The 12885-nt window shown below is 63.7% G+C and carries 10 protein-coding genes; 5 read left to right on the top strand and 5 right to left on the bottom strand.

Features of this window, described 5'->3' with window-relative positions:
• Window positions 1-62: 62 nt before the first annotated feature.
• Entirely contained in the window at window positions 63-974 is a 912-nt protein-coding gene (locus ASE71_RS22310) for an ABC transporter permease (RefSeq protein ID WP_034788251.1), read from the top strand.
• Window positions 967-2013 (top strand): quaternary amine ABC transporter ATP-binding protein, encoded by a 1047-nt coding sequence (locus ASE71_RS22305; RefSeq protein WP_060520608.1) that lies wholly within the window; start codon window positions 967-969, stop codon window positions 2011-2013. Before ASE71_RS22310 ends, ASE71_RS22305 begins: the two co-directional genes overlap by 8 nt.
• Window positions 2014-2261: 248 nt before the next feature.
• Here ASE71_RS22305 and ASE71_RS22300 read toward each other — a convergent pair whose 3' ends face one another.
• The gene (locus ASE71_RS22300) at window positions 2262-3128 is read right to left on the bottom strand and encodes a D-alanyl-D-alanine carboxypeptidase family protein (protein ID WP_060520607.1); all 867 of its coding nucleotides are present in this window, start codon (window positions 3126-3128) and stop codon (window positions 2262-2264) included.
• 365 nt (window positions 3129-3493) lie between these two features.
• Here ASE71_RS22300 and ASE71_RS22295 point away from each other — a divergent pair, with 365 nt between their 5' ends.
• Window positions 3494-4852, top strand: coding sequence for an O-antigen ligase family protein (locus ASE71_RS22295; protein WP_060520606.1), 1359 nt, complete (start codon window positions 3494-3496; stop codon window positions 4850-4852).
• Between the two features lie 65 nt (window positions 4853-4917).
• The gene (gene bmt, locus ASE71_RS22290; RefSeq protein WP_060520605.1) at window positions 4918-5934 is read left to right on the top strand and encodes a betaine--homocysteine S-methyltransferase; all 1017 of its coding nucleotides are present in this window, start codon (window positions 4918-4920) and stop codon (window positions 5932-5934) included.
• An 89-nt stretch (window positions 5935-6023) separates the two neighbouring features.
• Here bmt and ASE71_RS22285 read toward each other — a convergent pair whose 3' ends face one another.
• The 3 genes from ASE71_RS22285 to ASE71_RS22275 all read right to left on the bottom strand — a co-directional run bounded on the left by ASE71_RS22285 (window position 6024) and on the right by ASE71_RS22275 (window position 10030).
• Entirely contained in the window at window positions 6024-7991 is a 1968-nt protein-coding gene (locus ASE71_RS22285; protein ID WP_060520779.1) for an acyltransferase family protein, read from the bottom strand.
• A gap of 168 nt (window positions 7992-8159) precedes the next feature.
• A complete protein-coding gene (locus ASE71_RS22280) occupies window positions 8160-9290 on the bottom strand; it encodes an aminotransferase class I/II-fold pyridoxal phosphate-dependent enzyme (protein ID WP_060520604.1) in 1131 nt (376 codons plus the stop codon).
• Between the two features lie 104 nt (window positions 9291-9394).
• Entirely contained in the window at window positions 9395-10030 is a 636-nt protein-coding gene (locus ASE71_RS22275; RefSeq protein WP_060520603.1) for a transcriptional regulator, read from the bottom strand.
• Window positions 10031-10235: 205 nt separating this feature from the next.
• Here ASE71_RS22275 and ASE71_RS22270 point away from each other — a divergent pair, with 205 nt between their 5' ends.
• On the top strand, window positions 10236-10583 hold the full coding sequence (locus ASE71_RS22270) for a hypothetical protein (protein ID WP_034788228.1): 348 nt from the start codon (window positions 10236-10238) through the stop codon (window positions 10581-10583).
• A 257-nt stretch (window positions 10584-10840) separates the two neighbouring features.
• On the opposite strand, the gene ASE71_RS22265 is transcribed toward ASE71_RS22270, so the two are convergent.
• Window positions 10841-12883 (bottom strand): vWA domain-containing protein, encoded by a 2043-nt coding sequence (locus ASE71_RS22265; RefSeq protein ID WP_413814646.1) that lies wholly within the window; start codon window positions 12881-12883, stop codon window positions 10841-10843.
• Between the last annotated feature and the right edge of the window lie 2 nt (window positions 12884-12885).

The following is a 12885-nucleotide window of genomic DNA, read 5'->3' as shown; positions in this document are numbered from 1 at the left end:
GACCCGTTCGATGCCGAGACGCGGCCGGCTTAAAAAAACTTCCGGCCAAGAAGGGGAAACAAATGGCCTCCATCTGCAGTGTCTTGCCAGCGTTGCTCTGCAAGTTCCCTGCCATTGACGAGAGCACGATCCGGCTCGCCCGCAAGGCTGTCGATGATAGCTTCAAGGGCTTCGTGCGATCCTATGGTAACGCCATCGACACGGTGGTCCAGCCGCTTCAATGGTTCCTGAACTACCTCGAAAGCCTGTTCGTCGGCTCCCCCTGGATCGTGATCCTGGCGGCGATGACCGCGATCGTCTATTTCGGCAGCCGCAACATCAACGTCACCATCGGCACCGCGCTGTCGATGATCGCCATCGGCCTTGTCGGGCTTTGGAATGACACCATGGTCACGCTCGCCATGGTCACCGTCTGCACGCTGATCTCCATCCTCATCGGCATTCCGATCGGTATCCTGATGGCGCGCTCGGACCGGGTGCAGTCCTTCGTCAATCCGATCCTCGACGTCATGCAGACGATGCCGAGCTTCGTCTACCTGATCCCGGTCGTCATGATCTTCGGCATCGGCAAGGTGCCGGGGCTGATAGCCGTCGTCATCTACGCGGTGCCACCGATGATCAGGCTCACCAATCTCGGCATCCGCCTCGTCGACAAGGAAGTGCTGGAAGCGGCCGACGCCTTCGGCTCCTCGACCTGGCAGAAGCTGAAGAACGTGCAGATGCCGCTGGCGTTGCCGACCATCATGGCCGGCATCAACCAGACGATCATGATGTCGCTGGCGATGGTCGTCGTCGCATCGATGATCGGCGTCGGCGGCCTCGGCAAGAACGTGCTGCAGGCGATCGCCAACCAGTTCTTCACCGTCGGCTTCCTCAACGGCTTTGCCCTTGTCGGTATCGCCATCATTTTCGACCGTACCAGCCAGGCCTTCGGCAAGCGGCTGCAAAAGCACTCGGAGGTTATCCATGGCTAGTCACGCGATCGAGGTGAAGAACCTCTACAAGATCTTCGGCCCCCGCGGCGTCGACTTCGTCGATGCCGTCAAGAAAGGCATGGGCAAGGCCGAGCTCAACGAGCAGCACGGCCACGTGCTCGGCCTGCAGGACATCAACATTTCCATGCCCGCCGGCAGCGTCATGGTGGTCATGGGTCTCTCGGGCTCCGGCAAGTCGACGCTGATCCGCCACATCAACCGGCTGATCGACCCGACCGCCGGCGAAGTGCTCTATGACGGCGTCGACGTCTGCAAGATGAACGACAACGATCTGCGCGAATTCCGCCGCCACAAGACGGCGATGGTGTTCCAGAAGTTCGCGCTGCTGCCGCACCGCACCGTGCTCGACAACACGGTCTACGGTCTCGAAATCCAGGGTGTGGAACGCAAGGAGAGCGAGAAGCGCGCCCGCGGCTGGATCGAGCGCGTCGGTCTCAAGGGCTTCGAGAACCACTATCCGAACCAGCTGTCGGGCGGCATGCAGCAGCGCGTCGGTCTCGCCCGCGCGCTGACCAACGATGCCGACATTCTCTTGATGGACGAAGCCTATTCGGCGCTCGACCCGCTGATCCGCGTCGACATGCAGACGGTGCTGCTCGACCTGCAGAAGGAACTGAAGAAGACCGTCGTCTTCATCACCCACGACCTCGACGAGGCGCTGCGCCTCGGCGACAAGATCGCGATCCTGCGCGATGGCCGCGTGGTGCAGCAGGGCACCGGCCAGGAAATCGTGCTGTCGCCGGCCGACGACTACATCACCGCCTTCGTCAAGGAAGTGAACCGCGGCCGGGTGATCAATGTCGAGACCATCATGCGGCCGATCTCCGGCAATGCCGAAGGCGTGCCGCTTGCAACCGGCACTGTACTGGAATCGGCGGCGCGCACGATGACCGCCGCCCGTGTGGGAACCGCCCACGTGGTCGATGAAAACGGCCGCCCGATCGGCGCCCTCGACCTTTCCACGGTCATCGCCGCGATGGTCACGCCGGTCAGCCACGAGGATCGCGCTGCGGCTTGAGACAAGCGATGATTGGGGCAGCGACCGACGCGGCCCCTCATCCGCCAGCCGGAACCTTCTCCCCGTCATGACGGGAAGAAGGGACTCGTAGCGCCCACTCGCCTGGACACGAACGCCGTCGTATCCCGTCCGCCTGGACGTCGTCGCGGATGGTGGCCCGATGTGAAACGCGGCCGTAGCCCTCGTCCCCTCGCCCCGCGTGCGGGGAGAGGGTTAGGGTGAAGGGCAAATCTCAGTGGTCTGAGAGATCAGTTCGTGGTGGTCGTCGCCGCTGCAGCAGCCGGTTCAGTGACGCTGGCAGCGCTTGCGTCTTCCTTCGGCGGCAGGAACTTGTCGAGCAGTGAGATCATGTCGTCGTCGCGCGACTGCGCCGTCTTGCCACCCATGACGACGGCGACGAGGCGGGTGTCGCCGCGCTTGGCCGAGGTCACGAGATTGTAGCCGGAGGCGTCGGTGTAGCCGGTCTTGATGCCGTCGACGCCTTCGTAGCGCTTCATCACGCCGTTGTGGCCGCGCAGCTTCATACCGCGAAACTCGATCGTCTTGTTGGCGAAGAGCTGGAATTCCTGCGGAAAGTCGCGCATCAGCGCGAGGCCGAGCGTCGCCATGTCGCGCGCCGTGGTTACCTGGGCCGGGTCCGGCAGGCCGTTGGCGTTCTTGAAGACGGTGCTGGTCATGCCGAGCGTCTTGGCCTTGCGGGTCATCATCTGGCCGAAGGCGGTCTCGTTGCCGGCGAGCGTCTCACCGATAACGACGGCTGCGTCATTGGCCGAAAGCACGACCATGCCCATGACCGCTTCGCGCACGGTGATCTGGCGTCCGGCGCCGACGGCAAGCTTGAACGGCTCCAGGCTGTTGGCGTGCTCGGAAACCGTCAGCTTCTGGTCCCATTGCAGGGTGCCGCTGCGCAGCGCTTCGAAGGCGAGATAGATCGTCATCATCTTCGTCAGCGACGCCGGGAAGTTCAGCTCGTCGGCATTGTCGGCCTCGAGGATCGAGCCGGTGTCGGCGTTGACGACAAAATGAGCCTGCCCGGCGGCGGCAAAGGATGCGCTGCCAAGCAGCAGGCTTACGGAGACCGCCGCGGACGCGACCATACGGATAAGGGACTGCATATCGTGTTTTCTCGTTTCGACGCTATCGAACGACCTCGGAACGAAAATCGAGATCGAATTATGGAAGACGGACCGCGAAATACGGCAAGGGCCGCGTTTTCCACACGGCCAATATACCCTAGCCTTTTAAGGGCATGGCGACCGGGCGGCAAGCACCTGCGGCAATCGGCGCGCAAATATCGGGACCGGTAATGCCGCGACTGCCGATCCCGCCCGGGCGGCCCGTCCACCGTTTCACCGAGGTTTAACCTGATTGCGCCAAGGTGCGGATCTCCCAAGGCCGGCCCTGTCCGAACGGCAGGACGGCCCGGGGTCATGATCACCGATGCCGAACCGCGTCCCAGTCATTCGTTTTTTAAGCCGCCATGCACCCGAACACAGCCACGGCAGACACCTCCACCGCGCACCAGCGCGTGCCGGAGGCGTTCGATGCCGGGCTGGCGGAACTCGTCAACGGCCTTGCCGCGCTGCTTTCGGGCCTTGGTCTGCTCCTCATCGTCTTCACGTTGATCCCGTTTCAGGGCGCGGTGACGACGGATCCGAACGCGGCGAACGAAGGCAACATCATCAACCAGGTCGGCTACCTGGTGCTCGGCGCGGTCTATCTCTTCGCCATGCTGCTCACCGTCGACCGGCGGGTGCTCGCCCGTCTCGTCTCTCCGGCCTGGATCGCGATCTTCGCCATCGCCTACCTCTCCTGCCTGCAGTCCTACGACCCGGCCGCCTCCGCCCGCGGCCTGACGCTGAGCCTCGTCGCCATGATCATGGTGGCGGGCGTGCTGGTGCTGCCGAAGAGCGAGCGCGATTTCGTCAACGCCGGCGCCAATGCGATCCTGCTTCTGATCCTGATCGACTACGCCGCTCTCTTCGTGGCACCCGACCGCGCCATCCATTCGGCCTTCGGCGACGAGCCCTGGCATGCCGGTTTCTGGCGCGGCCACCTCCTGCACAAGAACGTCTCGGCGCCGGTCTTTTCCATCCTCTGCATGTTCGGCATTTATTGCCTGCGCGCCGGCGCGCCGCTTCGCGGCTGGGCGATCACGCTGCTGGCGGCCAATTTCGTGCTGCACACGGGATCGAAGACGACGATCGGATTCCTGCCGATCGCGATCGGCCTCGTCTTTGCCGGCCGTGCGGTGCGCAGCCCCGGGCTGATGATCCTTGCCCATCTCGCCATGTCAGTGCTGGTCTTCGGCCTGACGCTCGGTACCATCTATTCCGACACGCTGCTTTCGATCACCAAGGGGCTGATCGACGATGCGACCTTCACCGGCCGCGACGACATCTGGAAATTCGCGAGCGCCAGCATCGCCGAGCGCCCCTGGCTCGGCCAGGGCTATGCGAGTTTCTGGCTGTCGCCCGTGATCATGGGCATGGAGGCGAATTTCGAGGCGAGCTGGGACGTGCGCGGCATCGTCACCGGCCACAACAGCTATCTCGACGCGGTGCTGATGTTCGGCCTGCCCGGCGGCATCCTCATGACCACTCTGCTCTTCGTCAAACCGCTCTTCGACTACGCACGGGCCTATCGCCGACCGCAGGGCCGCATCTTCGCCGATTTCTGCGTCATGGTGGTGATCTTCATGACCTACAACGCCATGCTCGAAAGCTTCTTCCTCAATCGCGCCGATCCGATGTGGCTGCTGACAGCACTTGCCGTCTTCGGCCTTGGGCTCGCCGGCCGCATGAGCATGCGCGCCGAACCGGAAGCCTCCCGTCGCTGAACGCTTGCCAAGACATAAAGATATCTTTATATCTTGTTGCAATCTATTCTAGCCGGGAAAAACCGATGACCGCAGCCTCCAATGCCCTCTCCGCTCTCATCGCCGAAAAAGGCGTTCTTCTCGCCGACGGCGCCACCGGCACGTCGCTCTTCGCCATGGGCCTCGAAGCAGGCGAAGCGCCGGAACTCTGGAACGAAACGAAGCCGGAGAACATCACCAAGCTGCACCAGGATTTCGTCGACGCCGGCGCCGACATCATCCTCACCAACACCTTTGGCGGCACCCGTCACCGGCTGAAACTGCACCAGGCCGACGACCGCGTGCATGCGCTGAACAAGCGCGCCGCCGAGATCGCCCGTGCGGTTGCCGACAAGGCATCGCGCAAGGTCATCACCGCCGGCTCCGTCGGCCCGACCGGCGAACTCTTGATCCCGCTCGGCGCGCTTTCCTATGAAGATGCGGTTGCCGCCTTCGTCGAGCAGATCGAAGGCCTGAAGGCTGGCGGCGCCGAAGTCGCCTGGATCGAGACCATGTCCTCGCCGGACGAGATCCGTGCGGCCGCCGAAGCGGCCGCCAAGGTCGGCCTTCCCTACGTCTATACCGGCTCGTTCGATACCGCCGGCAAGACGATGATGGGGCTGCACCCGAAGGACATCCATGGCGTTGCCACCGAGTTCGGTGACGGCCCGGTCGCCGTTGGCGCCAATTGCGGCGTCGGTGCTTCCGACATTCTCTCCTCGCTGCTCGACATGACGGAGGCAGCACCCGAGGCGACCGTGATCGTCAAGGGCAATTGCGGCATTCCGGAATTCCGCGGCTCCGAGATCCACTATTCCGGCACGCCGCCGCTGATGGCCGAATATGTGCGCCTTGCGGCCGATGCCGGCGCCAAGATCATCGGCGGCTGCTGCGGCACCACCTGCGGCCACCTCGCCGCCATGCGCGTCGCACTCGACGAACATGTGCGCCGCGAACGCCCGACGCTCGACCTGATCATCGAAAAGATCGGCCCGCTGCGCAACAAGACCGCCAACGAAACGGCGGCCGCGCCTGCCCGCGAGCGCCGCAGCCGCCGCGCCTGATCAAGCCAGGCAAGGCAAATCGACAAGCAAACGCCCCGGCATCGAAAGATCCGGGGCGTTTTCGTTTATGCGTCGATGTGGCGGCTGTCTTAAAGCGCGGCGTTGTCGAAGGCCTTGGCGTCCGTTGCCCGCTCAGCCACGGGCCTGCCCTTCGCCGCCTCGATGAAAGCTCGGTAGAAATCGAAGGCGCGTCCCATCTGGCGGGACCCTTCCTTGGAGAAGTGCCCGAAGTCCTCGAAGAGCGCGACGCCCTTGTCCTCGATCTTGCAGCTGTCGTCGTCGCAGAGATAGTCCATGAAGCTGACGACGGGATACTCGTCGGCGATTTCCGCAACCACGTTCAGGACATCGCGGTCATATTCGCGAACGGTCGTTAGCACCGGCTCGCAATGCCGGTCCGACAGGCCGAGCAGACGGGCTCTTGCAACGCAGAGCCCGGTATCGCGGCCATCATGCGGCGTCGGCGCGACGAAGACGGGTTCGAAGCCGTTCGAGCGCAGCCAGGCAAAGGTTGCCCGCAGGCCGTCGATGAGAAGCTTCGTCTCGGTCGTCACCTCGCTGCGGCCATCGACCAGCACCTTCTCCTCCTTCAGGTACTGGCTGAGCTGCGAGGACAGAACGACGTAGCGGATCGACCGGTTGGCAAGCAGGAAACGGCGGACCTCTTCGTTATAGCGGGCGCAATCGTCGGACCAGTCGCGACCGAGCCGCGGCATGATCGGCGACAGGTTCAAAAACGGCCCGCAATTATTCTTGGCAAGCTGCACCAGTCGCACGTCCGGCTTCGACGCGATAATGCCGTCGACGAGGTGCCGGGCGAAGGAATCGCCCCAGACCGCGACCTCGGGTTTCGGGTTAGAGGCGCAGCGCAGGTCGGCGACGGCATCGCATTTCTTGCCGAGGCCGACGCTCGGCTCCGAAAGCTGTGCAAGTTCGCGGTTCCGGGCGGCGAGACCGTCCGAACCGTCGAGCGTGAAGCCGAAGGCGATCGCCGCCGATCCGGCCGCAAACGTCGCACCGAAAATCGCGCGACGGCTGAAGCGGCCCGGCTTGCGGAAGGGCTGCTCGACGAGACGCCAGCTGAGATAGGCAAGTACGAAGCAGAGCGCGATCAGGAGCGCGTAGCCTTCGGCCGGAATGTCCTCGATCGACCGCAAGCGCGCGAAGGCAAAGACCGGCTGATGCCAGAGGTAGAGGCTGTAACTGATGAGCCCGATCGCGACCAGCGGCTTCAGCGACAGCAGCCGGCCAACGACGGTATCGCTGCGACCGAAGGCGAGAACCAGTGCCGTGCCCAGCACCACCGGCACGGTCGTCCAGCCGGGATAGAAGGCCGATTCCACCACGAACAAATAACTCGCGACGATCGCCAGCAGACCGAGGGCTGACAGAAGCTCGCGGCTGCCTTTCGAAAGATCGAGCTTTTCGACGCCGACGAGCGCAAGCAGCGCACCGACGCCGAGTTCCCAGAACCGGCTTGGCAGCAGGTAGAAATTCGCAGCCGGGTCCAGGTTCGCAAAGACCTGGGTCGCCGCAAAACTCAGGAGCACGAGCGCCGCCACCACCTTCAACAGCGTTGCCCGCGAGAAGCGGTGAAGCAGCAAAAGCAGCAGCGGGAAGACCAGATAGAACTGTTCTTCGACCGCCAGCGACCAGGTGTGCAGCAGCGGCAGCAGCGCCGTGCTCGGCGCGAAATAGCCGGTCTGGTCCCAGAAGAAGAAATTCGAGGCGAACAGGTTCACCGCATAGAGGCTCTTGCCGAAGCTGTTGAGTTCCTCCGGCAGCATCCACATCAGCGCGAATGGAATGCAGACGGCGCAGACCAGGAGCAGCGCCGGTGCAAGGCGACGGGCACGCCGCTCGTAGAAACGGGCGATGCTGAAGTTCCCGTCGCTGATCTCGCGGTGGATGATCGCGGTGATGAGATAGCCGCTGATGACGAAGAAGACATCGACGCCGGAAAAGCCGCCAGAGACAAGGCCGAAACCGGCATGGAACAGGAGGACCGGGACGACGGCAAGCGCGCGCAGTCCATCGATTTCGGGTCTGTATTGCATCAGCAGAGGAAACACTCGGTGGCGGGGGCCGCTCGTTAACACAATCTTGACAATGGAACCATTGTCGCGCGGTCCGTATCCACATGCGTGCGTTCCAAGGTTCCCGGGGCATACGCCCGGGAGCGGGACCTGCGGGTAACTAGCAGGTCGAAGATGGCGACACTGGGGCTATCGCCGAATATGTCGGCGCCAGGCATCGAGCCCGACCTCGATATCCTTGCGGCCGAAACCGACGCGGAAGCGATCGGTGGCGACCGGCAGCAGATCGGATACGAAGAGGCTCGACGGCAAGAGCAGAACGCCAGCCTCCTCCACCAGCCCCCGGCAATGGCTCTCGACGCCATCGGCACCGAGATAGCGGGCAAAGCCGACGCAGCCCCCGTCAGGTGCCCGCCACTCATAGAGATCCGGGAATTCCGCAAAGAAGGCGCCGAGCCTCTCGAGATTGGCGGCAACGAGCGCCCGGTTGCGATCGAGGATAACGGCACGCCCCTTGAGCGCGATTGTCGCCAGCACTTCCGACGGCCGCGAATTGCAGATCGACAGATAGTGCTTCATCTTCTCCATGCGTTCGAGAAGCGCATGGTCGCGGCAGGCGATCCAGCCGATTCTCAGGCCCGGCAGGCCATAGGCCTTGGACATGACATTCAGCGAGATTCCGTGGTCAAAAAGTTCGACCGCCTGCGGCAGGCGCAGCGAGGCGTCACGCTCCAGACCGCGATAGACCTCGTCGCTGAAGAGATGAATGCCGCGCTCCGCGCAGAGCTTGGCGAGCGCCGCGAAGGTTTCCTGGTCGGCAATGGCGCCGGTCGGATTGTTGGGGAAATTCACACAGATCAGCTTCGTGTTGGGTTTCAACGCCGCGCGCACGTCGGCGATATCGAGCCGCCAATTGTTCTCGGGGCGAAGCGGCACGCCGGTCACCGCGCCGGCGATCGTCACCGGCAGGGTCTCCATCGACTGGTAGTTCGGCACCGTCACGATCGCGTGGTCGTCCGGCCCGAGCAGCGCCAGCATGGCGCAATAAAGCCCCTCCTCCGCGCCGGCAAAGCAGAGGATATCGGCAGCCGTCAGCCCTTCATAGGTCGCAGCGATCGCTGCCCTCAGCGCCGGTGCGCCATAGGTCTCGGTATAGCCGAGCGTGATGTTGTCCCAGGCGGCGCGGTCCTCCGCGTCGGCAAGCGCCAGAAGATCGCTCATGCTGGTCGTCTGGCTGTCGCTCGCGGTCATATGATGGCGAGCGCTGAACTCCCAGCGGGAGAAATGGGTTTCGAGCCGGAAATCGGGCAAGGTCGTCATGGATATTTCCTCCTCTCGCGGCTGAGGCGCACGCGAACGGTTATGGGTCAGGCAAGTCCGAAGACCCGAGAAGCGGTCTCTGTCCGAAATATTACGCACAGCAATCAGGGCGCCTCGCCGCGGGCCGCAGCGAGATAGTTGTAGATCGACGCGCGCGAGGCGGCGATGAGGCTGGCAAGGTGATCGACCGCGTTGCGCGTCTGGAAGAGACCGCGTTCGTCGAGCGCTGCCACCAGCGCCACGCGATCGCCGCGTTTGAGCGCCGAGAGCGCCAGCCCCCGCTCCTTCAGCCAGCCATGCAGGGTCGCGTTGATCTCCTCGCGCCAGTCGCGCGAAAACAGCGCCTGCGGCTTCGGCTGCTCGGCGCCGGCGAAAGCCGAGAGCAGCTTCACCGCCTGATCGATCATCGACATGTCGAGATTGATGCAAAGCAGGCCGACCGCGTCGCCCGTCCCGTCGCGCAGAACGGCTGAGATCGACTTGAAGCGCCGGCCATCCGCACCGGTCTTCTCATAGGGCCCGAGCACCGCTTCAGTGCTGCCGAGGGCTGAAAATTCCTCTTCGATCAGCGAATCTTCGCCGACCGCGCGACCGGAGAAACAGTTCCAGATCCCCGCGATCGTACCGGTTCGGAGATCATGCAGCACAACCTCCCCATGCGGATAAAGAAGCGCGCTGATCGCAGCCGCCGTCGGCGCGTGCGTTGCAAGGATCGAGGTGAAGGCGGGTGCTATGGTCATGGCTCGCATATGCCCATACTTGGATTAATTGTCAATATTGGACTATATGTTCAATATCTGCATATTCGCCACCGCTTGCGCACCCGTGACCGCTGGCCTATCCCCGATGAAAGAGAGATTCGCTGCTTGCAGCGGTTCAACGTGCCACACCGCGCCTTTGCGTCCCGCAGAACGCACCGCGCGGCCGCAGACGGGAGACAGTGACATGAACGCCGGCCCAGCCTCCTTTCCCGACCGGGACACCGTCGCCGAAAAATTCGGGAGTTTCAGCGAAGCCGACCAGTCCTTCCTGCGCCTGCTGATGGAAAACCCCGAGCAGGACGAGCGCCTGATGGACGGCCTCTACCGCCACCTCGACATCGCCTCGGAGGCGAAGTTCCTGAATTCGCTGAAACTCGAAAAGCTCGGCCAGTGGCTCGGCAGCCATGCACCGGCGCGGCTGCAGATGCGCCTGATGGAAGCCGGACGCTCCAGCCAGCATGCGGCCTACCAGGCGTTCAAGGCGGGCCTGTCGAAAGCCGGTGGGCTGGAACGCGCCTTTCCGAAGGCTTGAGGCGACAGGGGATCGACGCTCGCGCGTGACGGGTGCCCCTCACTGTCCTGCCGGACATCTCTCCCCGCAGGCGGGGAGAGAGCCGCTAGGCGCACCCTCCGGTGCCAGGCCTCAACGTCAGCGACAATCTCAGCCTTCACGATGGGCGAAACGGTTGCCACTTGTTCCCCTCTCCCCGTCATAACGGAGAGAAGGTGCCGGCAGGCGGATGAGGGGCAAACCCTGACCACGCGGTTGAGGGCTGCCCCCACCCGACATCACTTGCCGGAACCGCCGAGCCCCTTGGAGAGCCGCACCAGATTGACGAATTCGCTGCGATAGCCGAACGGATCGGCGCCCTTGGCGGCTGCGGCGAGATCGATGACTGCGTCATAGGAATAGTCAGCGAGCGCCGTCACGCCTGCAAGCTTCTGCCCGAAGGCCGCCACTGCCACCGAGAAGCGCACGTCATTGGACGCCTCGGCGAGCGACGGCACCGCATTCGCCTCGGTCACCGGCGTGGTGATCAGCTCGCTCTTGTCGCCGTCCGGCTTCTTGTAGCGGATTTTCAGGAAAGCAAGTTCGCCGCTGTTCGGGCTTACCTCTGCCACCGACTTTTCCGCCTCTGCATAGCGCAGGTCGTCGTTGAGCACCGCTGGGCTGCCCTTCGGCGTCACCTCGTAGATCGCCGTCACGCTGTGACCGGAACCGATGTCGCCGGCGTCCACCTTGTCGTTGTTGAAGTCCTCGCGCTTCAAGGCGCGTGTCTCGTAGCCGATCAGCCGGTATTCGCCGATCGCGGCCGGATTGAACTCCACCTGCAGCTTGACGTCCTTGGCGATCGGGAAGAGCGAGGACCCCGCCTCCTCCACCAGCGTCTTCTGCGCCTCGGCCAGCGTATCGATATAGGCGGCCGTGCCGTTGCCGTTCTGGGCGATCGTCTGCATCAGCGCGTCGTTATAATTGCCGCGGCCGAAGCCGAGCACGGAGAGGAAGATGCCGCTTTTGCGCTTCTCCTCGATCAGCCGCTTCAGGTCCTCGTCGCTCGACGGGCCGACATTGAAGTCACCATCCGTCGCCAGCATGATGCGGTTGACCCCGCCCTTGACGAAGGCCTTCTCGGCAAGCCCGTAGGCCGCGTCGATGCCTTCCGCACCGGCGGTCGAGCCGCCGGGCTGCAAGGTATCGATCGCAGCGAGGATCTTCGCCTTGTCCTTGACCGCCGTCGGCTCCAGCACGGTTCCGGCGTTGCCTGCGTAGGTGACGATCGAGACCGTATCCTCGGGCTTCAGCTTCTCGACCAGCAGCCGGAAAGCGCCTTTCAAGAGCGGCAGCTTGTCGGGCTCGTCCATCGAGCCCGATACGTCGATCAGGAAGACGAGGTTCGCCTTCGGCGCTTCCGCCGGCACGACGTCATAACCCTTGATCGCCACATGCATCAGCCGCGTGCCACCATTCCACGGCGTCGGCGTCAGCGTCACCGTCGCCTTGAAGGGTTCGGCAGCGCTTGCCGGCCTCGGCCAGTCATAGGGAAAGTAGTTGACCATCTCCTCGACCCGCACGGCGTCGCGCTCGGGCATCTGCCCTTCCATCAACGAACGGCGCACGAAAGCATAGGATGCCGTGTCGACGTCGACCGAGAAGGTCGAGACCGGATCGGTCGCAACGCTCTTCACCGGATTGCTGTCGGCCTTGCCGAAGCGCTCGCGGTTTTCCACGGGTGCCGGCTGCATCTCATCCTGAATCGTGGGCGCCGGCAGGTATGTCATCTGCGGCTGCGCACCGCCGACGGCCGAGAGCGGAGCGACGCTGTCGCGCGCAACACTGTTGGCCATCGCATCGGCCTGCGCGGCAGGAGCCGCAGCCTCGCTCTCGGCCTCTACGGTCGCGGGCACCTCCACGGTTTTCGCTTCCTGCTGGCGCGCGCGTTCGTCGGCGGCCGCCTTCCTGGCGGCGACCTGGGGCTCCGGCTTTTGCCGCGCCTCTTCCTTGGTGAGTTCACCCTTCAGCGCGATCTCCTGCGCAGGCTCGCCGAAGGGCGCACCGTCGCGCGTGAGTTCAAACGTCAGGAAAGCGGCGGCGGGCACGACGAGAAGGGTTGCCAGTGCCGATCCTGCGAGCAGTTTCCGGTTCATGATGGGGCTCCATATCCGGTTGAAGATGGAGCTTTGACGAACCGGCCGAACCGATCCTTGGGTGGCATTCGAATTTTCTTGCTGCTCGTCGAAGGCCTGCATGGCCAAGGCGAGCGCACGGGCGCGCGCTTCCGCAGAAGCCTTCGGCGGGTTCATCCGGCCAAGCTTTTCGAAATCGTCGCTCATGG

Origin of the sequence: Ensifer sp. Root954 (assembly GCF_001429005.1) — a bacterium.
Classification (GTDB): Bacteria; Pseudomonadota; Alphaproteobacteria; order Rhizobiales; family Rhizobiaceae; genus Ensifer; species Ensifer adhaerens.
This window is presented reverse-complemented; position numbering and strand designations above follow the sequence as displayed.